Source organism: Burkholderia sp. LFS061, assembly GCF_047978125.1.
GTDB lineage: Bacteria > Pseudomonadota > Gammaproteobacteria > Burkholderiales > Burkholderiaceae > Burkholderia > Burkholderia pyrrocinia_C.
The window spans coordinates 19863-39210 of record NZ_JBFPFS010000057.1 but is presented as its reverse complement, the minus strand read 5'-3'; the positions used below and the strand labels follow the sequence as shown (position 1 = coordinate 39210).

Genomic DNA, 19348 nt, shown 5'->3' with positions numbered 1-19348 from the left:
GTCGAGGAACGCGGGGGCGCCGCGCGCGACGCCGTCCGCGCCGCCGCCTTGCTGCGAACGCGCGGCCGCCTGCTGCGCGCTCGCGGCGACCTGCGTCGGTACCTGCGTGAGCCGCGTGATCTGCTCGGCGAATTCGGATAACGAAGAGACCGCGCGGTCGAACGACGCCGGCTCGTCGAATAGCGCGGGGAGCTGTTCGCGGCTCTGCAGCTTCACGGCGCCCGCCGACACCCACAGCCCGTTGTCGACGACGACGGGCGACAGCGCGTGCACGCTGTTGTCGCCGTCGGCGGTGCGCTTGAGGAGCGCGCCGGATTCGTCCGAATCGCGTCGCACGTCCCGCTCGATGCCGCTGCGCAGCCCGGTGCAGCCGCTCAGCAGCGCGGCGGCCAGTAACGAAATGACGAAAAAGACGCGCATCAGCCCGCTCCCTGCGCGACGACGCGCAACACGTGATTGCCTTGATAGAGAATCGCCTGGATCGGCGTCGCCGTGCGGCCGAGACTCGCGACGAGCACTTGCAGCGCATCCTCGAACGAGCCGCGCAGCGTCGCCTGCGCGTCGATGCTGAAATCGACCGGCGCATCCCAGACGAGCTGCCAGCCCGCCGTGCGCGCCCATCGCAACAAGACGCCGCGGATCGTGCCGTCGGACGCGCGCACGTCCCAGACGGGTGCGTCCGCAACGGGCAGCGACGCGGGCCGCGCGGCCGTGGCCGGCGCGGCCCCGGCTGACGCCGATGGCGATACCGCGCGCAAGACGTCGACGCGCGTTGCCGTCAGCGGTGCGTGATCGAAGCGCTCGACAAATGGGCCGCCGATCGCCGGATCGGTGCCGGCGGGCGGGCCGCTCGCCGCGCAATCGGTTGCAAAAAGCGCGGTCGCGATGAACGCGGCCGCGGCGACCGTAGCGCCGTGCATCATGATTGTCCTCGTTACTCGACTGCTGCCGTGCGCCGCTGGCCCCCGCGCTTTGCTGCTCGATGATCCCGGATGCCGCGTTCGACGCCCCGGACCGCCTGCGCGGCCGGAAATGGCTTTCCGAACATGGGATTACCGCAGCGTTACATAATAGGTCTACGCACGCAGTCGCATTATTGAAGTGATTATTGCGCGGCAAATATACCCCGAACAGTTTGACAAAAGCTAGTTTGCATGCAAAATTAAATAGACCATTCAATTTTCTCTTTCACCGCGCGAAATCCGCCGCCCAATCCATTCATTCGAACTGCCAAGATGAACCAGCATGCCGCCGCCCCGCTGCGCGATCTCGCGGGCGAAGTGCTCGGCCTGATCGACCTGAAGCAGATGTTCACCGACATCCACATCGAGCAGGACCGTCCCGTCACGATCAAGACCCCGCGCGGCTGGGTCGAGACGAGCGACGATCCGGTGCTCCTCGACGACATGCGGCCGCTGCTCGACGCGATCGACGAGCATTGGGAAGCCGCGCTGCGTCAAGGCACGCTCGACCGCCCGTTCGTCCTCACGCGCTGCCGGCTGCGCTGCCACGTGTACCGCGCGGGCGGCGGCCGCAAGATCGTGATCTCGATGCGCCGGCTGCCGCTCAAGCCGCTGCCGCTCGAGGAACTCGGCCTGCCCGTCTACGTGCGCTCGATGCTCGACAACACGAAGGGCATCATCCTCGTCACGGGCCCGACGGGCTCGGGCAAGACAACGACGATCGCGTCGCTGCTCGAGCACGTCAACGCGACGCGCAACACGCATATCGTCACGATCGAGGAGCCGATCGAATACTATCTGGAGCGCCGCCAGTCAATCATCTCGCAGCGCGAAGTGCCGACCGATACGCCGAATTTCCCGCACGGGCTGCGCGAGGCGCTGCGGCAGAAGCCGGACGTCGTGATGGTCGGCGAGGTGCGCGACGCGCAGACGGCCGACACGCTGCTGCAAGCGGGCGAATCGGGGCACCTCGTGCTCGCGACGATGCACACGGGCAGCGCGGTCAGCGCGCTCAACAAGCTGCTGTCGTTCTTTCCGGTCGAGCAGCGCGACCGGCACGCGGTCGCGCTCGCCGAATCGCTGATCGCCATCGTCTGCCAGAGCCTCGTGCCGAGCGCGGACGGCGAAAGCCTCGTGCTCGCGAGCGAACTGCTGTTCAACAACAACAACCAGGTCGCGAAGCTGATCGCGGATCCGACGAAGCTGCACCTCGTCAACGAGTTCCTGCGGCGCCGCGAGGACAACATGTCGCGCTCCCTGAACGACGACCTCGCCGCGCTCGCGGCCCGCAACCGGATCTCGACGAAGGACGCGTTACGGGCGACTTACAATCGGATCGAGCTGAATGAAATGATGCAGTCGATTGTTAATCGTTAGGCACGCATCCGATCCGGTATTTTCCATGCCGATCTAAAATCGGAAAAAATCGTATAAACATGCCGAATCCCGTGTTAATCGACTGGTGGAATTAATTTCAAAAGCCGATTGTCCTCGCGCGTCTAAATCATGCCAGACCGTCGTTTAATAATGCGTGGAGTTTGCATCAATTGCCGAGCAGGCGCGTCTGCGTGCTGAGGCCGAGGCCGTCCGGCGGCGTCGCCGGCGGATGCGCGCGTAACGTCTCGCGCGTTTGCGTCGCGCGCTTCGCGGTTTCGGGGAAGCTGGCGATTGCGCTTGCCGCGGCCGGCGCGCGTCGCGCCTGCGCGGTCGGCGATGCCGGCGGCGGCCGGCGCACGGGATCGGCGGACGTCACGCGCGGCGTTACCAGCACGAGCCGCTGCGCCTCATGTCCGGCGGCAAGCGGCAGCGCGAGCGCCACGCATTCCCCTGCCGAGAGCGTCGCGCCGGCCACGGTTTCGCGCGACGACGATGCGCCGGCCGAGCGGCTGTCGCGGTCCGCCCAGCGCTCGACGATCCGCATGTCGAGCACATAACGGCCCGCCTGCGCGGTCTCGCGCGGCGTAACCCGCATCGCGAATCCGTTCCGCTGCGCGTCGAGCGATCGCGCATCGCCATCGCCCGACGTGACGAACACCTGCCGCAGACGGCCGAAATCCGCGCTGTCGTCGGGGAGCGTCAGCGTCGAGCCGTCGGCGTCGATCGATGCGTCGCCGTGCGCGGCAAGCTCGGCGATGCGCGCGCGCATCGGCGAGCAGCCGTCCGGCGCGGGCGCGATCGCCACGCGCGGGGCGGATGCGCCGGAGGATACGGACGCCTGCGTGTCGTCGCGCCACCGCAACCCGAGCGCGTCGATCTGCGCGCGCGCGAGCGTCGCGCCGAACGCATCGATCCGAATCGACGCGGGCAGCGTATCGAGTTGCGCGACGAGCCGTGCATCGCGCGCCAGCCGCGCGGGCACGTCGCGGATCAGCACGGTGTTCGAGCGTGCATCCGCGTCGACGATCGGCAGCGACGCCGTGAATTCGCGCACGTCGGGCACCGCGCGCGGCGCGACGCCGTCCTGCTCGAGCCGGCGGCGCAGCCGCGTAGCGAGCCCCGGCAGCGACGCATCGCCCGCGTCGCCGCGCACGGCGCGGTCAGCCGCCGCGCGCGCATGCAGCCTGAACGCGCGCGTCTCGGTCCGCACGCGCGCCTGCGCGGTTTCGTCGAGCGCACGCGCGGCGGCGAGCACGAGCGCGACATAGCGCGGCGGGCCGGCGACCCGCACGATCCGCGCCGCGTCGTCATAGCCGGGCCGCCAGCGCTCGTCGACGATCCGCTGCCGTGCGAGCGTCGCGCGCAGCTCGGCCGGCGTCGCGTAATTGAGCCGCACCGCCGCACGCTCGAACGCATCGGGCGCGACGAGCTGCAGCACCGCGCCGTCGTAGTACGCCGCAAGTCCGCACGTGCGCGCAACCCAGTCGACAAAACGCCGCGGCGGCAGCGCCTCGCGCACGTCGAGCCGGCACGCCGCGCCTGCGTCCACGTCGATCGCGACGCCCGAGCGGCGGCTCAGTTCGCTCAACGCGGCGGCGGCACTCACCGGCCCGACGCGATAGTCGAAGCGCGCGAGCGGCCACACGAGCGGCACCGCATGCAGCGCCGGCGCATGGCTCGCGAGCGCGATGGCGATGGCGGCAGCCGACGCGGCCGCGCGCCGCGTCACGATGCGCGATCCGCCGGCTCGGCGTCCGCGCCCAGGTTCAGGCGGTAGCCTGTCGCGTACGCCGCATGCACGGTCCAGCCGAGGCCCGCCGCTTTCAGCCGGCTGCGCAGCCGGCTCACGTACATGTCGACCGTGCGGGTCTGCGCGGACGCTTCCGCGCCCCACACGAGCCGCAACAGATCCTGCCGCTGCACGACGGTGCCGGGATGCTCGGCCAGATGCCAGAGAATGTCGAACTCCTTCGCGCTGAATGCGTGCGTCGCGCTGCCGTCGGACACGGTCAGCGTCGCGCGCGACAACACGCAGCCGCCGAGCTGCATGCGCCCGCTGTCGACCGACAGCGCCGCGAAGCGCCGCAACAACGCGCGCACGCGTGCGAGCAGCGTCTGCTTCTCGAGCGGCTTGATCAGGAAATCGTCCGCGCCGGCGTCGAGAATCTTCACGATGTCTTCTTCGTCCGAATGCACGGTCTGGAAGATCACCGGGACGATCGAGCGCGCGCGGCCACGCACCCACCCGAGCAGCCGCTCGCCCGTCATCCCGGGCAGGTCCCAGTCGAGCACCAGCAGATCGGCCCAGCTGTCGCCGAGGAAGCGGCGCGCGTCGAGCCCGTCGTCGAACGCCTCGACGCGGTAGCCCTCGGCCTTGAGCCAGGTGACGAGCAGCGTGCGCTGCACCGGATCGTCCTCGACGACGACGATCTGCTTGGGCTGCTGCACGGTGCGCTGCATGTTCGGTTCGGACATCGCGGAAATAGGGTTCGTCAAGCGAAAAGGAAAGGATGCCGGCGCTCAGCCGTCGGGCGTGACGCTCGCGCGCCAGCGCGCGATGCCGTCCGGCACGGCCGAAGCTGCCGCGCCTGCCGGCGCGGGCATCGGCAGGCGCATCACGAACGCCGTGCCGACGCCGCGATTCGATTCGGCGTACAGCGTGCCCGCATGCGCGGCGGCGACCTGCGCGGCGAGCTGCAGCCCGAGGCCGAAGCCCATCGAGCCACGCTTCGCGAGCGGCGCGAAATCGGTCATGCGCCCGTCCGTGGCGAGGCCCGGCAGGCCGCCGGCCCAATCGCGGATCGTCACTTCCGCGTGCGCGTCACGCACGTGCAGCCGGATCTCGACGCGCGCGCCCTGCCTCGACGCCTGCACCGCATTGTCGATCAGGTTCTGCAGCGCGCGGGCGACGAATACGCGCGCGCCGTGCAACCACAGCGGTACGGCGTCGTCGAGCCAGAGCTGCAACGCGACGCCGCGATAGACGGCGCCCACTTCGAGCTTCGGCACGAGCTCGCGCAGCATCGTGCGCAGGTCGAAGCGCATGAAATGGCGCTGCCGGAGATCGTCCGCCGCCGATGCGACGAGGTAGTCCTGGCCGAGCAGCAACGCGTGCCGCGCGAGCTGCGCGATCCGTTCGAGGCCGCCGCACGCGGCGAACGCGTCGGGATCGGCGTCGTGCAACTGGGTCAGCGCGAGTATCGAATTCTGCGGCGAACGCAGGTCGTGCGCCAGAAAGCGCAGCGACGCAACGCGCTCGTCGAGCGCACGGCGCAGCGGCGTGACGTCGGCGACCGTGACCGTCGCCGCGATCGCCGGATAGTGCTCAACCGGCTGCAGCGTCAGCCACAGGATCGCGTCGTCGGTTTCGAATTCGAATCCTTGTTCGAGCGTGTCGAACAGCGCGGCGGGATCCGCGCCCGCCGCGTCGCCGAGCAGCGCGTGCAGCGGCAGCCCGGCGGCGAGCGTGCGGCCTAACAGCGCGTGCGCGCGCTCGGTGGCCGCGACGATCGCGCCGTCGCGGTCGAGCGCGAGCGTGCCCCACGCCTGCCGGGCATGCATCACCTCGAGGATTCGGGCGTCGGCCCGTTGCGACACGATCAAGTTCGACTCCGGCGGACGTCGCGGTCCGCGAATGATTGGACGGGCCGCGACGCGGCGGCGCGAGCGCGCAGTGTGCACCGATTCGAAAGCGCGTGTCCAGTGCCGCCGCGCCGCGCCGCCCGCGCGGTCAGAAGTCGTTCTTCTGGTCGACGTCGCCCGCGCTCACCGTCACTTCGTCCGGCGTGAACTCCATGTTGCCGCCGGCGCCGCGCTTGCCGACGTTCGCGTTCATGAGCGGATTGCCGCCCGTCTCGAGGCGCTCCAGCTCCTTCGTCGCACCGGAGTTCAGCTTCACGTTGCCGTCCTTGTCGACGACGCCGACCGAATTGCCGCTGCCGTTGTACAGGTTGCCCTGCGTGTCCATCTTCAGGTGCAGCGCTTCGCCGCCCGCTTTCGTGTTCAGCTTGACGTCGCGCATGCCTTCGCCGGGCTTGTCGCCCGTCGACGGCGTCACGTGGTTCGTCGGGGTGTTGTCGCCGGTCGGCGTGTTGCCGTTCGAATCGCCACCGATGTCCGTATCGTCGCCGTCTCCCGAATCGTCCTGCATCAGCAGCACTTCGATTTCGTGGAGCAGCTTGTCGATCTTCTGATCGCGGCTGCTCGACGACGTCGACGAGGAGTTGAACTGCGACGGGTGGATAGTCGTCGATGTAATGCCGTTAACGCTCATGATCGTCTCGCTATGAATGTGAATCGACTGAAGGAAAGGGAACAGAACGCGCACGGCGCTCATGCGCCCGCGGTTCGACGACAAGCTTAGGCAGCGCGTACGCGCGCGCCGCGAACCGCGCGAAGCGACGTCGCGGCGACCGAAACGATCGGTCGCGCATCGTGCGCCGCCGCCGCAACGCGCGCATCGCTTCGCCGCGCACGATGTCGCTTCGCACGCGCCGGCCGCTCGCGCGCGTACCACGGCGATCATCGCAGGCGGATCATCTCTTCTCGACGCATCGCACCGACATGGCGATCAAATCGTGCAACAAAGCCGCATTGCGCGCGTTGCTCTCGGCCTTTTCGGTCGGGCTGCGCGCGAGCGCACACGCGGACCTCGACGAACTGCTGATCGCGCTGCGCGTTCTGCAGCCGCGCAACGCCGCGGTCGACCTGTGCGACGTGCGGCTGCGGATCAGCCGGCGCGACTGGATCGGCGCGCTGCACATTCTGCGCACGCTCGAAGACCAGGAGCGCGGCACGCCGATGTGCACGGCGCTGCAGAGCTGGTGCCTGTACGCGCTGCAAGACGACGATTGGCGGCGCTATGCGCAGACCGTGGTGCTGTCGGGGGATCGGGCGTCGACGGTGCTCGTCGGCCGGTTCCTCAAAGTGGATGAGCTCGCGGAGGGCGCCGGCGCGCACGACGGCGACGTCGCCGCACGCATCTCGCAACTGCTGCGGCTCGACCGGTATCAATGGGCGCGGCATGTGCATGCGAGCGGGATGGGGTGAAGATCGGGCGGGTTTGTGGTTTGCGGCGATCGTGGCGAGCCGCACATCGGTCGTCACCGTGTCACGCGAACCCGAATGTCGAGAGCCCGGATACGCGCGACGTTCGACCCGGCGAACCCGCATCTCCGTCGCGAGTTCCGTCATTGGTCGGACGCGGCGGCGAAAGTCAGCGAGACCGCACGAAATCCGCGATGCGCGTCGCGACGAATCGGACGCAGGCAATCGATGCCCGGCGCGAGCGTAGTCGCGGATCGTCGCGGCCAACCCGCCGCCCTGGCGCTCCCGTGCAAGCTCCTCGCCGGTTCACGCAGCCTGGCGCGCCGACGCCTGCGCGTCGCGGGTCGCGACGGCCTCGCCCAACGGCGCCGGCGCCCTGGTGATCGCGAACAGATAGCTGTCGCCCGCGCTCATCCCGCGATTCGGACGCGCCTCGTAGTTGTGCACGACGCCCTCGCTAACGAAACCCAGCTTCGGCATGAACGGCGCGGCGCGGCCCGTCACCGAGCAGAACGCCTCGATCCGGTATACGCCCGGCTGCGCGATCAGCCAGTCGAGAAACCTGCGCAGCATCTCCGACCATGCGCGGGTCCGCACGCGCCCCGGTGCGAAGCTCGTCACGAGCCCGATCTCGACACGCGGCAGGCGACCGTGCATCTCGAGGGTGCCGATCAGACGGCCGTCGCGCTTCTCGAACAGTCCCCAGCTGAAAAACGCGCCGCTGCGCCAGCCCTCGGCGAGACGACCGATGCACGCGCGCGTTTCGTCGACGCTGCGATGCATCGGCCACGGCAGGTCGAGCGTCGTCGCCGGATCGCCGAACAGCGCGTCGAAGGCTTCACGTGCGTCGTCGGCGGTGAGCGGGCGCAGATGAAGGCGCTCGGTTTCGATCAGTTCGGGTGGGTGGATGGCGTTCATCGGCGGCTCCGGTTCAGGGAATGGACACGCCGATTGTCGGGTGCCGACGCGCGAGCGTGCCCCATGCGCGCGAAGCCGCGGCGGCGTATGCGAATCGCGATCGCGCGAGCCGCGTCGCTTCGGCGACGTTCGCGCGCGGGTGTATCGCTTCGCACCGCGATCGTAATGCGTCGCCGCGACATCGAAGCAACGCGGTGAGGTATCGGCGCGGTGAGCCCGCGCGCCGGCTTCGCCCGGCCAGAACGATCGCCTGGCGTGCAACAGCCGACCGGCGGCGACGCGCTGTGCGTCGCCCCCCGCGTCCTCACCGGTCGAAGGTCTGCGAAGGCGCCTCGTCGAACATCCGCCGATAGCCGTTGACCAGCGTCGACCGATGCTGGATCCCCCAGCGGTTCGCGATCTCGAGCACGCTCGCCGCGCGCGGCCCTTCCGACAGCAGCTCGCCGCGAATCCGCTCCATCCGCTGCCGTCGGATCAGCTGGCTCGGCGACAACCCGAGAAACGTCTTGAACGCCGCCTGCAATGCGCGCTCGGTCACGTCGATGTGCGCGGCGATCTCCCGCACCGACAGGTCGCGCTGGTCGAGCCGCTCCATCAGATAGCGATACGCGCGCCGGTACTTGCCGGGCAGCCGCGCGCTGACGTCGTCGCTCGGCGCCGCCGCGTGCGTGCCGCACCGCGCGATCGCGAGCGAGGGCGCGAGCGCCGCGCCGTCCGAGCGCACGTGCCGCACCGAGGCGAGCGCATAGCGCGCATACAGCGACGACGATTCGCGAATCCGCCCCTGCTGCTCGCACACCTTCGCCGCGCAGTACAGATAGTCGAGAGTCCAGCGCACGTGCGAGCCGCAGCGCCCGGCCGCGTCGCGATACGGCGCGATCATCGCGTTGGCGACATTCGGCGCGTGCCCCGCGAGCGCCGCGAGCGCGACTTCAAGGCACACGCTGCGCTGGTAGTCGACGAGGCCCGTCTTCGCGCACCAGCTCACATGCGCATCGATCCGCGCGAGGGCCGCGTGGTCGCCGGCGGCGAGCGCGCATGCCTGGCGCATGTAGTCGACGCGCATCCGCAGCAGCGGCAGCGCATCGGCATCGGCCGCCGGCGCGCCCGTTTCCGCGAACGCCGACAACGGCAGATCGGCCAGCGCGGAGCACCAGTAGACGTGATCGCCGAGCGCGTCGGCGCGACCGATCCGGTATTGCAGCAGCAAGTCCGCGCGCAGCGCGCCGGCGAGCTGCCGCCAGCGCGGATCGGCATCGCGAGCGGCTGCCTCGAGCCCGTCGAGCGCCACCATCGCGTCCTCGGCGCGGCCGAGATGATGCATGACGACGCACGCGCCGACGAGGCTCTCGAGCTTCTGCCCGACGCTCGCCGCGCGATCGTCGGCGATCCGTCGGAAGCCCGCCTGCGCGACGCCGAAACGGTTCTGGAAGAACGCCTGCCAGCTCGCGTTGCGGCAGGTCATCACGCGCGTCTGGTCGCGCGAATCGCGCAGCAGCTTCAGCGCGCGGCGGAACGTGTCCTCGGCCTCCTCGAAGCGGCCGAGCGCGAGCTGGATGTCCGCGTACGCGCTGACGTCGCGCACGTCGTTGGCCGGGTCGCCCGGGTCGGCTTCGCAGCGCGCGGCGACGAGCGTGGCCGCTTCGGCGAAGCGGCCGTCGAACACGCGCGCTGCGTAGGCGTCGTTCGACGCCGGATTGGCAAGCGCGGCGGCGGCGGCGAAATAGAGTGTCGAAAACATGGTGGATCCTCTCGGCAAGCGGGTTCGAATACGAAGTTCGGGCTCGATCCGCGCGCCGCGCCGCCGCTCGTCGCGGGGCGCAGCGCATGGATGCGTGCCGCTATCGTCTCGTTCGCGCCGGATCCGCGCAGCAATTTGTGACGTTCCGTTACGATTGGCCCGGCGGTTGCGCGTGCCGCCGTCGGGCTCCGCTACACCCGCAGCCAGAAATATTCGCCGGACGCGATACCGCTGAACATCTCGTCGCCCGATTCGATGATGTTCTGCCGCCAGTAGCGGCCGTGCTCCGCATAGTGCGCGAACAGATCGGCGAGCGTCCCGCCCGTCACGTCCGGCGTGAGCGGCAATCGCATCAGCAGCACGATGCTGCCGGTGTCCGCGTCGATCCCGAGCTGCGCCTGGTCCTGCGCGTAGATCAGCAGGTTCGCCTCGAGCAGCAGCCGGTACACCGCGAGCGTGCGGCCCGCGCTGACGATGCCGTAATGGAAATTCACGTACATCGACTCCGGATCCTCGTCGAAGTAGTCGATGCGCACGTCGAAGCCCTCGACGTCGATCGTGCGCGTCTCGAGCACGTAATCGACGTCCGGCAAGCCGACGATCGCGCATACCTCCGCGACGACCTGTGCATAACGTTCCCAACTCATGACAGTTTCACCCCGGTATCCGGCGTCCCCCAAAAAATACAGCCGGCGCTCGCGCGCCGGCCGCCCAACACGATGCCGAATGGCAGCCGGCTTACTGCGCCGGCTTCGACGCGTCGCTGACCATCTTCGTGGCCTGCTTCTTCACGTCGTTCTCCGCCTTCGTCATCTCCTGCATCTGCTGCAGTTTCGTTGCCGCCTTCGAAAACGCGATGCCTGCCATCGTGTCCTTCGTCATTTCGCCCAGTGCACCGCCTACCAATGCCGACATGATTACTCTCCAGAAAGTGCGTGATTCGATCACGCGTTGACAAAGTTCCGGCGCCGCCGCTTCATGTCGCGGCCCGCCGCTTTTCTGCCGCGCAGCGTGCGGCATCGTCGGGAACGGCTCGCGCCGCTCCGTCCGCCGCCGCACGCTGCGCGGCGAAACCATGGCCGCTACGCGGCCGTCGCGTTCGCCTCGTGCAACGTCGCGACAATCCGCTGCGCCGCCAGCAAGCCGCGATAGACCTTCTGCATCGCGTCGCGGTCGTAGTCGCTCGCCGCCTGCGCGGTGGCCGCGCTCACCCGCTCGGCCGTCTCGCCGAGCGCCTCGCGGAGCACGCCGATCCGTACCGCCGCGTCAGGCGCCCCGAGCGCCTGCTCGAGCGGTCCGCATTCATCCGCTGCCCGTTCCAATGCTTCGTACATGCCGTTTCTCCCGTCAGTTGAGGTCCGCCGACGCGCCCGCAAACACGTGCTTCACGCCGTCCGGCGTCTCGATGTAGCGCACGTCGCCGATCTCGAGCATCCCCGAGTACGCGACGGGCACCGGTGCGTCGCCGGACTGGCGTGCATCGACGTCGATCGCGCGCACGTTCGGCCCGACGTCGGCGCGCACGCGCTCGACCGCCGCGCGTAGCTGCGCGATGTCCTGCACGACGCCCGACACCCGAAAGCGCCCCTGCCCCGCATACGCGACCGTCGCCCCCGACACGCCGAGCGATTCGCCGATGCTCTGCGCATCGTCCTGCGCGACGTCGTACCGGCGCTCGACGCGGTGCGCGGCGAGCCGGTCCAGCAGCTTGCGCGCGGCGAGGTCGTCGGCCTGCGTCGCGACCATCCCGGTGACCGCGATCATCGCGCCGCGCGGCGCCGTGTGCAGCTCCGCATAGCCGGCGCGCCGCAGCTCCGCGCCGATGCGCGTCGCGAGCGCGTCGGTACGCTCGACCGGGGGCGGCACGCCCGGATGGGCGCTCGCCAGCATGGCCCCCATCGCAAGCAGGCCGGCGACCAGCGCGCCGCCTGCCGCCGCGCACGCGGCGAGCTTGCGTTGCGCGCCCCGCCGCGCCGCATCGGCGCCAGGCGGCGGCGCCCACAAGGTCGCGAGCAGATCGAGATCGCTCGGCCACTCGCCGTTCGCGGGCCCGACGCACAGCGCGGTCTCGCCGAACGGCACCGGCACGAAGTCGAGCATCAGGAGCGGCGAACCATCCGCGTCGAACGCATCGGCGGCCGCCTCGGCCGCCTCGGCCGGCACGGGCGCCGCACGTCGTGCGCGGGTTGCGCCCTGCGCATCGATCGACAGCAGCAGATCGCCGTCGCGCCAGTCGGTGATGCGAATCTCCGCGTCGTCGCCCGCGCCGATCCGGTGCTCGCCGGCATCGAGCGCGATTTCCGCACCGGCATGCAGGCCGGTCAGGATCCGCAGCAGCTTCATCGGTTGCTCCTTATCCGTGCGTCGTGTGTTTCATTTGCGTCGATCGAATCGGTCGCGATCGGTGCATCCGTTCGATCGCGCCGCATCGTTCGTCCATGCAGCCAGAATAGTTCGACGCGGCATCGGTGTTCGTCCGTCGCGCGAATTCGCCGCCGCATTTGCGAAGCGTCGCGTGCGCCGCGACGTTCACGCTCGCTGAGCGGCCAACACGCCCTTGTGCAACGTCTCGACGCTTGCATACGCGCGTGCGAGCTGCGCGTTCGTCGACGGACGCTCCGCGTTGAACACGATGAGCGGCAGCAGAAAATAATGCGTGCTCGCACGCTCGCTACGCGCGGCCGACGCGTCGCGCGGCGCACCGCCCGCGCTTCGCATCGCGTCGAGCAGCAACTGCTTCACGCCGCTCCAGCCGATCGGCGTCCACGGCCCGGTGTGCAAGCGGGCGGCGAGCAGGTCCGCGTTGTGATTCAGCAGCGCGGCCGTGATGCGCGCGCCGGGATCGGTATCGACGCGCCGGCCGAGCTGGAGCAGTATGTCGGCCCAAAGATGCCGCAACGCATGCTCGCGCTCCATCGGGTCCGCGAGCGTATGCGCGACGTCGCGCAGCGCGCGCTGCGCGGGCACGGGCGCCGGACGCGCTCGCGACGCGCGCACGCGCGGCAGCGCGGCGACGTTCGCCGAATCGCCGTCGCGTTCGTCCTGCTCGCGCTGCTCCCGGCCGCCGCCCTGCCCGCCCGAATGCCGGTCGTGCTCGTCGTGCGGCGCGACGTGCGCGTTCGGCACCGTCGATTCCTCTCCCGCATCGAACGCTTCGCCCTGGCTGTCGGCGCGCCGGCGCCGCCGCGATCCCGCGGCGCCCGCCTTCGGACGCGGCTTCAGCTTCGCGAGCATCTGGTTGCGCGCGGCGAGCGCGGCCGCCTGATTGCCGTTCGAATACGTGAAGCGCGTGCCGTATTTGCCGTAGGTCGTCGCGGTGCGCGCGCGCACCGGCCGGCGTCGTCGCGGATCGGGCTTCGCCGCGTGGATGGTCTGCGCGATCGCGCGCGTGATGCGGCTCATGACGGCACCGCCGCCGACAGCAACTGCTGCGCGAAATGCAGGATCTCGGCGGCCGCCCACGGCCCGGCGATCGCGACGGTCACCGTCACCGCAACCAGTTTCACGCCGTACGAGATGCTCTGCTCCTGCAGCGACGTGATCGCCTGCAGGAACGAGATCGCGAGTCCGGATGCGGCCGCGACCAGCACGACGGGCAGCGAGATGTAAAGACACAGCATCATGCCTTGCGAGGTGAGCCGGATCAGGTCATCGATTTCCATCGGACAAGCCTCCTCGGAATCGGGATTGGAATCGGGATCGGGACATCAGGAATAGGTCAGCACGAGGCCGTGCACAAGCGTCGACCAGCCGTCCATCACGACGAACAGCATCAGCTTGAACGGGATCGCGACGTTGGTCGGCTGCACCTGGTTCATCCCCATCGACATCAGCACGTTCGCGATCACGAGATCGACGATGATGAACGCGATATAGAGGATGAAGCCGATGCGGAACGCGTCGGTCATCTGCGCGAGCGTGAACGCGGGTGCGAGCACGATCAGGTCGTCCTCGCGCAGTTGCGCGGCCGCGGCCTTCGGCCAGATCACCGACGCGGAGCGCAGGAAGAAGCGCTTCTCGCGCTCGCGCGAGTGCGCGGCGAGGAACTGGCGGAACGGCTCCTTCGCCGCGCCGAACGCCTGCAGCATCGCCTGCGTCGGCTGCGGCGACAGCGCCTGCCCCTGCAGCTGCTGCTGCGCGGCGAAACCGATCGGAGCCATGATGTACAGCGACACGAGGATCGCGATGCCGTTCAGCACCATGTTCGGCGGCACCTGCTGCACGCCGAGCGCGTTGCGCAGCAGGCCGAGCACGACGACGATCTTCGCGTACGACGTAACGACCATCGCGATGAACGGCACCATGCTCATCACGAGCACGGCGATCAGCAGGCCGGTGATGTCGTTAAACTGAACCATCGTCGCCCGCCATCCGATCGATCCGCACGCCGAGATGCGCGCCCACCGCGACGAGCCTGCCGCCGCCGATCGCCTGGCCGTATGCGACGAGCCGCACCGGCACGTCGCGCGCGGCGAGCGGCAGCTCGAGCACGTAGCCCGGCCGCAGCGCGGCCAGCTCGGCGATCGACAGCGACAGCGTGTCGATCTCGACGTGCACGGGCAGGTCGACGTCGCCGAGCACGGCTGGCTCGGGCGCCGCGAGCGGCGCGTCGTCGTCCGGCGCGGCGGCCGGCAGGTCGCCCGCGACGATCGGCTCGTCGAGATCGTCGGCGGTGTCTGGTGTTTCGGTCATCGTCATCGTGGTTCCCTCGATCAGAACGGTTGCATGCCATTGCGTCGCGCGACGCGCGCCCCACCACGCGTGCAGCGGGCCCGCCCGCGCGGTGCCGAGCGCGGCCGGCGCCATGTCCAGCAGCACGTCGCCCGGCCGCAGGCTGCGCAGCACCGACAGCGGCAGCGCGCGCGAGCCGAGCCGTACGCGGCCGGGCAGGCGAATGCATGCGAGCAGGCTCGCCGTATCGCCCGTCCGCTCGCGTCGCAGCCGGGCCGCGAGCGCGTCGAGCCATGGCGTCTGCGCGTCGAGCAGCGCGCAGCGCATCGGCGCGCCGTCGAGCGCGAACGACAGCACGCAGCGCGTCGCGTCGAGCGCCGCCGGATGCACGGCGCGCAACCCGCCGATCGTCACGTCGTCGAGCCCCGCCGCCGCGAATGCGGCGACGAGCGGCGCCAGCAGCGTCGACGCGAGCGCCGTGCGCAGCGACACGCTCGCGTCGCCGGGCGCGTCGGGCGTCGGCGCGGCGACGACGTCGAGCGCCGGAAACGCCGCGAGGTCGATCGCGACGCGCGCGGTCGCGCCGTTCAGTCGCAGGTCGAGCACGCCGGGGCGCTCGAAACGCGGCCGCTCGCCCGGCGCTGCGCGCCAGTCGGACAACGCCGGGAAGCGCGCGAGCCACGCGGCGAGCCGCGCATCGGCGACGATGCGCGCGAGCGCCGCGTCGAACGCGTTGCACGCGAGCAGCGGCAGCGCGGCGTCGATGCCGCGCGGCGCGGCGGCGGCGAGTTCCAGTTCGCTTGTCTCGGGTTCCATCGTCGCGGTCGGTCGGATTCGGTTGTACGGGCGCTCAGTCGACGTCGATCTCGATCGTGCGCGGCGCGCCGCGATGGGCGAGCAGCGTGTCGAGTCGCGCGTGCAGCGTTGCGCCATGCGTGCAGAGTAAGTGCCGCGTCGCCGCGTCCGGCGTCTCGAACCGAAGCCGCAAGTCGAAACGCGAAAGAACGAGGTGCAGCACCGTGTCCGGCAGCAGCGCGGCGTCGAGCGGCAGGCTGATCTCCCAGTGGCCCGACGCGTCGTCGCCGCACAACGCCGCAATCTCGGCCACGAGCGCCTCGGCGACGCGCACCATCCGCTCGCGCTGTGCGAACACCTGATTGACGAACGCATCGGAGCCCGCGCACGCGCGCGCCATCGCTTCGCGCCCGGCCGCGTCCGGCAGCGCGGCCGGATCGCGTTCGAACGACGGCATCGCGCCGTCGTGCCAGGGCATCGATGCGTCATGTCGCCGCTCGTCGTCGGCCGCGGCGCGCTCGCCGGCCGGCGCGACGCGCGAGCGCCGCATCAGTTGCGCATAGTCGAAGCCGCGCCGCGCCGTGCGCGACGCGCACGCGCCGTCCGGCCCTGCGGCAGGCTCGCCCGCGATGATTCGCACGGGCCTCAGATCGGCGGCGCTCATGCGTGGGCCGCCGCCGGCATCGTCACGCGGCCCACCGGCTTCAATTCGACCTGGTCGCCGAGTTCCTGATACGAGTAGACGGGCAGCCAGCCGAGCCGCGCCTCGATCATCCGTCGCGTGTAGCGGCGCACGTCCATCGACGTGACGAGCGCGACGTCGTCGCGCGGCGTCTCGCCGACGAACGACGCGACGCTGTCGACGAGATAGCGAACCTGCTCGGGCGGCAGCGCGAGGAAGTTGCCCGCGGGCGTCTGCTTGATCGATTGCCGGATATGCTGCTCGACCGGCAGATCAAGCAGCACGGCCGGCAGTTGCCGCGCGCCGCGCGCGGCGCGATACGCGAGATAGCGCGACAGGTCGCCGCGCACGTATTCGGCGAGCATCAGCATGTCCTTCTCCTTCGGCCCCCACGCGACGAGGCTCTCCATGATGTCGCGCGCGTTGCGGATCGGGATGTGCTCTTCGAGCAGGCGACGCAGCACGTCGGCGATCCGCTGCGTCGGCAGCGCCTTCTGCACTTCGGCGACGAGCCCCGGATAGTCGGTTCCGAGCTGGTCGAGTATCCATTGGGTTTCCTGGATGCCGAGGAACAGATGCGCGTTGCGTCGCAACAGCGCGATCGTCTCGTGCGCGATCACCTGCTCGGCACGCCACGCGCGCGCGCCGGCCGGCACCGCCTTGTCGTCGATCCAGTAGCTCTCGGCGAGCCCGCCCGCCGGGCCGCGCTTGGTGCAGCGGCCGGCGAGCGCCGGGTCCGACGCCGCGTCGGGCAGCATCGTCTGGTCGGCCGGCAATTCGAGCCGCGTCTGCGGCACGTCGCGCATCAGGATCTCGCACGTCGCTTCGGGCAGCGCGTCGCTCGTCCATAGCGTGATGCCGGGAAACGGCAGCCCCTGCTCTTCCTGCAGCTTCGCGCGCTCCTCGTCGAACGCGCGATCGAGCGCGGCGGGCGCGAGCCGCGCGACGAGATCCGGCGACACCCGCACGCCGATCGCGCACGTGAAGAGCGGCGCGCGCGGCAGGATCGACGGCGTGCTGCTTTTCGCGCCCGCGCGCTGCAGCGCGATCACCGGCTCGCCGCGCGCGGTCGTGCGGCGCGCGCCCTTCTGCAGCCGGTAGCCGGAAAACGCGAGAATCGCCGACAGCAGCACGAACAGCGCCGCCGGGAAGCCCGGCACCGCCGCGAAGCCGATCAGCAGCACCGCCGCGAAGTACAGCGCGCGATAGCTGCCGCCGAGCTGCTTCGCGATCTCGGAGCCGAGCGACGTGCCTTCGCCTTCGTCGTGATCGTCCGCGACACGCGTGATCATCACGCCGGCCGCGACCGAGATCAGCAGCGACGGAATCTGCGACACCATCGCGTCGCCGACCGACAGGATCGAGAAGCGGTTCGCCGCTTCGCCGGCCGTCATCCCGTGATACATCACGCCGATCGCGATGCCCGCGACGATGTTGACGAGCGTGATGATGAGCCCCGCGATCGCGTCGCCCTTGACGAACTTCATCGCCCCGTCCATCCCGCCGTGCAACTGGCTCTCCTTCGCGAGCGTCGCGCGCTTGCGGCGCGCCTCGTCCGGCGTCAGGATGTTCGCGCGCAGGTCCGCGTCGATGCTCATCTGCTTGCCGGGCATCGCGTCGAGCGTGAAGCGCGCGCCGACTTCGGCAACGCGCTCCGAGCCCTTCGCGATCACGATGAACTGCACGGTCGTGATGATCAGGAACACGACGAGGCCGACGACGAGATTGCCGCCGACGACCAGCTCGCCGAAGCTCTCGATGATGTCGCCCGCGTTCGCGTGCAGCAGGATCGACTTCGTCGACGCGATGTTCAGCGACAGCCGGTACAGCGTCGTGAACAGCAGGACCGACGGAAACACCGACAGCGACACGATGCTGCCGACGTACATCGTCACCATCAGCAGCGTGACGCTGATCGCGATGTTGATGCCGAGCAGCACGTCGATCACCTCGGGCGGCAGCGGCAGGATCATCAGCGAGACGATCGCGACGACCAGCACCGTGATGCCGACCTCGCCGCCGGCGGGGAGTTTGAGGGTTTTCAGCGTCATGACGACCTCTCGGAGGGAACGGCGGCGTCGGTGCGCGCGCCCGCGACCGACTCGACCCAGCGCAGGATCGCGGCCACCGTTTCAAACAGTTCTTCGGGAATCGCCGCGTCGCGCTCGACGCGGTACAGTGCGCGCGCGACGGGCGGATTGCCGACGATCGGCACGCCGAGCGCGTGCGCGTGGCGGCGCAGCGCGAGCGCGCCGTCGTCGACGGCTTTCTCGATCACCCGCGGCAGCGGATGCTCGTCGGGCGCATAGCGGATCGCGACCGCGTAATGCGTCGGGTTGACGACGAGCACGTTCGCCTGGCCGACCTTCTGCCGCGCCGGCGCGCTCGTCGCGATCTCGCGCGCGAGCCGGCGGCGCTCGCCCTTCGTGTGCGGATCGCCTTCGCTCTCCTTGTTCTCGCGCTTCGCCTCTTCCTTCGTCATCCGGTTGTCGCGCATGAACATCACGCGCGCGATCTTGTAGTCGGCCGCCGCGAACACCGTGACGACGAGCGCGACGACGCCGAGCAGCTTCATCAGCACGGTCCACAGCACGCGCGACAACTGCGGCGTCGCCTCGTACACGCTCGCGACGACCAGCGGAAACAGCGACATCATCATCTTCCAGATCACGCACGCGAGCACGACCGCCTTGACGATCATCTTCACGAGCTCGAGCAGCGACTTCATCGAGAAGATCTTCTTGATGCCCGCCATCGGATTGATCGCGTCGAACTTCGGCATCACGGGCTCGAGCGTGATCATGAAACCCGCCTGCGGCGCCTGCGATACGACGCCCGCGACGATCGCGGCGACGACGAACGGCAGCATCGTCAGCGCGGCGCTCGCGGCGAGGTCGTGCAGCGCGGACAGCGTCGCCTGCGGCGTGCGTTCGCCATTCACGAAATCGAGCGCGGTGCGGATCGTGCGCGACAGGCCGCCGGTGAGCATCGATTCACCCGCCGTCAGCACGCCGATCGCGGCGGCCAGCGTCACCGCGTCCGCGACGTCCTTGCTCTTTGCGACCTGGCCCTTCTCGCGGACCTTCTTCAGCTTCCGCTCGGAGGGTTCTTCGGTTTTCTCTTCGGCCATCGCCGCCGTTCCTGTCGAGAGTCGGA

Annotated in this window: 20 protein-coding genes and 1 pseudogene; 2 read left to right on the top strand and 19 right to left on the bottom strand. The window is 69.6% G+C overall.

Annotated elements, in window-relative coordinates; translation table 11 throughout:
* Together ACNQQL_RS31985 and ACNQQL_RS31980 are read right to left on the bottom strand one after the other, a co-directional pair.
* Positions 1-420 (bottom strand): annotated as a pseudogene (locus ACNQQL_RS31985) (PilN family type IVB pilus formation outer membrane protein); the annotation flags it as partial.
* Positions 420-923: a toxin co-regulated pilus biosynthesis Q family protein gene (locus tag ACNQQL_RS31980; RefSeq protein ID WP_347068258.1), complete on the bottom strand. Its 504-nt coding sequence runs from the start codon at positions 921-923 to the stop codon at positions 420-422. The gene ACNQQL_RS31980 and the pseudogene ACNQQL_RS31985, both read right to left, overlap by 1 nt.
* Before the next feature lie 312 nt (positions 924-1235).
* Here ACNQQL_RS31980 and ACNQQL_RS31975 point away from each other — a divergent pair, with 312 nt between their 5' ends.
* Positions 1236-2339: a type IV pilus twitching motility protein PilT gene (locus ACNQQL_RS31975; RefSeq protein WP_347068256.1), complete on the top strand. Its 1104-nt coding sequence runs from the start codon at positions 1236-1238 to the stop codon at positions 2337-2339.
* Positions 2340-2505: 166 nt separating this feature from the next.
* Here the strand turns inward: ACNQQL_RS31975 and ACNQQL_RS31970 are convergent, their stop codons facing one another.
* The 4 genes from ACNQQL_RS31970 to ACNQQL_RS31955 all read right to left on the bottom strand — a co-directional run bounded on the left by ACNQQL_RS31970 (position 2506) and on the right by ACNQQL_RS31955 (position 6675).
* A complete protein-coding gene (locus tag ACNQQL_RS31970; protein ID WP_347068254.1) occupies positions 2506-4068 on the bottom strand; it encodes a secretion protein in 1563 nt (520 codons plus the stop codon).
* The gene (locus tag ACNQQL_RS31965) at positions 4065-4814 is read right to left on the bottom strand and encodes a response regulator transcription factor (RefSeq protein ID WP_347068252.1); all 750 of its coding nucleotides are present in this window, start codon (positions 4812-4814) and stop codon (positions 4065-4067) included. Before ACNQQL_RS31965 ends, ACNQQL_RS31970 begins: the two co-directional genes overlap by 4 nt.
* Positions 4815-4859: 45 nt before the next feature.
* Entirely contained in the window at positions 4860-5936 is a 1077-nt protein-coding gene (locus ACNQQL_RS31960; protein ID WP_347068261.1) for a HAMP domain-containing sensor histidine kinase, read from the bottom strand.
* A gap of 133 nt (positions 5937-6069) precedes the next feature.
* A complete protein-coding gene (locus ACNQQL_RS31955) occupies positions 6070-6675 on the bottom strand; it encodes a hypothetical protein (protein WP_347068250.1) in 606 nt (201 codons plus the stop codon).
* Between the two features lie 227 nt (positions 6676-6902).
* On the opposite strand from ACNQQL_RS31955, the gene ACNQQL_RS31950 reads away from it, so the two are divergent.
* Positions 6903-7388 (top strand): HrpB1 family type III secretion system apparatus protein, encoded by a 486-nt coding sequence (locus ACNQQL_RS31950; protein WP_072436849.1) that lies wholly within the window; start codon positions 6903-6905, stop codon positions 7386-7388.
* Positions 7389-7691: 303 nt separating this feature from the next.
* On the opposite strand, the gene ACNQQL_RS31945 is transcribed toward ACNQQL_RS31950, so the two are convergent.
* The 13 genes from ACNQQL_RS31945 to sctU all read right to left on the bottom strand — a co-directional run bounded on the left by ACNQQL_RS31945 (position 7692) and on the right by sctU (position 19322).
* Positions 7692-8303 (bottom strand): GNAT family N-acetyltransferase, encoded by a 612-nt coding sequence (locus ACNQQL_RS31945; protein ID WP_347068247.1) that lies wholly within the window; start codon positions 8301-8303, stop codon positions 7692-7694.
* A 304-nt stretch (positions 8304-8607) separates the two neighbouring features.
* Positions 8608-10044, bottom strand: coding sequence for a helix-turn-helix transcriptional regulator (locus ACNQQL_RS31940; protein WP_347068245.1), 1437 nt, complete (start codon positions 10042-10044; stop codon positions 8608-8610).
* Positions 10045-10235: 191 nt separating this feature from the next.
* Positions 10236-10691 (bottom strand): CesT family type III secretion system chaperone, encoded by a 456-nt coding sequence (locus ACNQQL_RS31935; protein ID WP_347068243.1) that lies wholly within the window; start codon positions 10689-10691, stop codon positions 10236-10238.
* A 91-nt stretch (positions 10692-10782) separates the two neighbouring features.
* Complete coding sequence (locus tag ACNQQL_RS31930) at positions 10783-10959, bottom strand: hypothetical protein (RefSeq protein ID WP_006762820.1); 177 nt, start codon at positions 10957-10959, stop codon at positions 10783-10785.
* A 167-nt stretch (positions 10960-11126) separates the two neighbouring features.
* A complete protein-coding gene (locus ACNQQL_RS31925; protein ID WP_072436854.1) occupies positions 11127-11378 on the bottom strand; it encodes a type III secretion protein in 252 nt (83 codons plus the stop codon).
* A gap of 13 nt (positions 11379-11391) precedes the next feature.
* Positions 11392-12387 carry an HrpD5 family protein gene (gene hrpD5 / locus ACNQQL_RS31920; RefSeq protein ID WP_347068240.1) on the bottom strand — a complete coding sequence of 332 codons (996 nt, stop codon included), beginning with the start codon at positions 12385-12387 and terminating at the stop codon, positions 11392-11394.
* A gap of 186 nt (positions 12388-12573) precedes the next feature.
* Positions 12574-13446 carry a type III secretion system protein gene (locus tag ACNQQL_RS31915; RefSeq protein WP_347068239.1) on the bottom strand — a complete coding sequence of 291 codons (873 nt, stop codon included), beginning with the start codon at positions 13444-13446 and terminating at the stop codon, positions 12574-12576.
* On the bottom strand, positions 13443-13706 hold the full coding sequence (sctS, locus tag ACNQQL_RS31910; RefSeq protein ID WP_038743708.1) for a type III secretion system export apparatus subunit SctS: 264 nt from the start codon (positions 13704-13706) through the stop codon (positions 13443-13445). The genes ACNQQL_RS31915 and sctS overlap by 4 nt, the downstream gene beginning before the upstream one ends.
* Before the next feature lie 45 nt (positions 13707-13751).
* Positions 13752-14402, bottom strand: coding sequence for a type III secretion system export apparatus subunit SctR (gene sctR, locus ACNQQL_RS31905; protein WP_010109702.1), 651 nt, complete (start codon positions 14400-14402; stop codon positions 13752-13754).
* Positions 14389-15531 (bottom strand): type III secretion system cytoplasmic ring protein SctQ, encoded by a 1143-nt coding sequence (sctQ, locus tag ACNQQL_RS31900; RefSeq protein WP_347068237.1) that lies wholly within the window; start codon positions 15529-15531, stop codon positions 14389-14391. Before sctQ ends, sctR begins: the two co-directional genes overlap by 14 nt.
* A gap of 34 nt (positions 15532-15565) precedes the next feature.
* Positions 15566-16174: a type III secretion system protein SctP gene (gene sctP / locus ACNQQL_RS31895; RefSeq protein ID WP_204422944.1), complete on the bottom strand. Its 609-nt coding sequence runs from the start codon at positions 16172-16174 to the stop codon at positions 15566-15568.
* Positions 16171-18243, bottom strand: a complete 2073-nt coding sequence (gene sctV / locus ACNQQL_RS31890) for a type III secretion system export apparatus subunit SctV (protein WP_072436860.1) — start codon at positions 18241-18243, stop codon at positions 16171-16173. The genes sctP and sctV overlap by 4 nt, the downstream gene beginning before the upstream one ends.
* Positions 18240-19322, bottom strand: a complete 1083-nt coding sequence (gene sctU, locus ACNQQL_RS31885) for a type III secretion system export apparatus subunit SctU (RefSeq protein ID WP_072436861.1) — start codon at positions 19320-19322, stop codon at positions 18240-18242. The genes sctV and sctU overlap by 4 nt, the downstream gene beginning before the upstream one ends.
* Between the last annotated feature and the right edge of the window lie 26 nt (positions 19323-19348).

Excerpts from the sequence above, each read along its gene's own strand:
- ACNQQL_RS31980 (WP_347068258.1), bottom strand. The coding sequence starts at position 923 with ATGATGCACGGCGCTACGGTCGCCGCGGCCGCGTTCATCGCGACCGCG.
- ACNQQL_RS31975 (WP_347068256.1), top strand. The coding sequence starts at position 1,236 with ATGAACCAGCATGCCGCCGCCCCGCTGCGCGATCTCGCGGGCGAAGTG.
- ACNQQL_RS31965 (WP_347068252.1), bottom strand. The coding sequence starts at position 4,814 with ATGTCCGAACCGAACATGCAGCGCACCGTGCAGCAGCCCAAGCAGATC.
- ACNQQL_RS31955 (WP_347068250.1), bottom strand. The coding sequence starts at position 6,675 with ATGAGCGCCGTGCGCGTTCTGTTCCCTTTCCTTCAGTCGATTCACATT.
- ACNQQL_RS31950 (WP_072436849.1), top strand. The coding sequence starts at position 6,903 with ATGGCGATCAAATCGTGCAACAAAGCCGCATTGCGCGCGTTGCTCTCG.
- ACNQQL_RS31945 (WP_347068247.1), bottom strand. The coding sequence starts at position 8,303 with ATGAACGCCATCCACCCACCCGAACTGATCGAAACCGAGCGCCTTCAT.
- ACNQQL_RS31940 (WP_347068245.1), bottom strand. The coding sequence starts at position 10,044 with ATGTTTTCGACACTCTATTTCGCCGCCGCCGCCGCGCTTGCCAATCCG.
- ACNQQL_RS31935 (WP_347068243.1), bottom strand. The coding sequence starts at position 10,691 with ATGAGTTGGGAACGTTATGCACAGGTCGTCGCGGAGGTATGCGCGATC.
- ACNQQL_RS31930 (WP_006762820.1), bottom strand. The coding sequence starts at position 10,959 with ATGTCGGCATTGGTAGGCGGTGCACTGGGCGAAATGACGAAGGACACG.
- ACNQQL_RS31925 (WP_072436854.1), bottom strand. The coding sequence starts at position 11,378 with ATGTACGAAGCATTGGAACGGGCAGCGGATGAATGCGGACCGCTCGAG.
- hrpD5 (WP_347068240.1), bottom strand. The coding sequence starts at position 12,387 with ATGAAGCTGCTGCGGATCCTGACCGGCCTGCATGCCGGTGCGGAAATC.
- ACNQQL_RS31915 (WP_347068239.1), bottom strand. The coding sequence starts at position 13,446 with ATGAGCCGCATCACGCGCGCGATCGCGCAGACCATCCACGCGGCGAAG.
- sctS (WP_038743708.1), bottom strand. The coding sequence starts at position 13,706 with ATGGAAATCGATGACCTGATCCGGCTCACCTCGCAAGGCATGATGCTG.
- sctR (WP_010109702.1), bottom strand. The coding sequence starts at position 14,402 with ATGGTTCAGTTTAACGACATCACCGGCCTGCTGATCGCCGTGCTCGTG.
- sctQ (WP_347068237.1), bottom strand. The coding sequence starts at position 15,531 with ATGGAACCCGAGACAAGCGAACTGGAACTCGCCGCCGCCGCGCCGCGC.
- sctP (WP_204422944.1), bottom strand. The coding sequence starts at position 16,174 with ATGAGCGCCGCCGATCTGAGGCCCGTGCGAATCATCGCGGGCGAGCCT.
- sctV (WP_072436860.1), bottom strand. The coding sequence starts at position 18,243 with ATGACGCTGAAAACCCTCAAACTCCCCGCCGGCGGCGAGGTCGGCATC.
- sctU (WP_072436861.1), bottom strand. The coding sequence starts at position 19,322 with ATGGCCGAAGAGAAAACCGAAGAACCCTCCGAGCGGAAGCTGAAGAAG.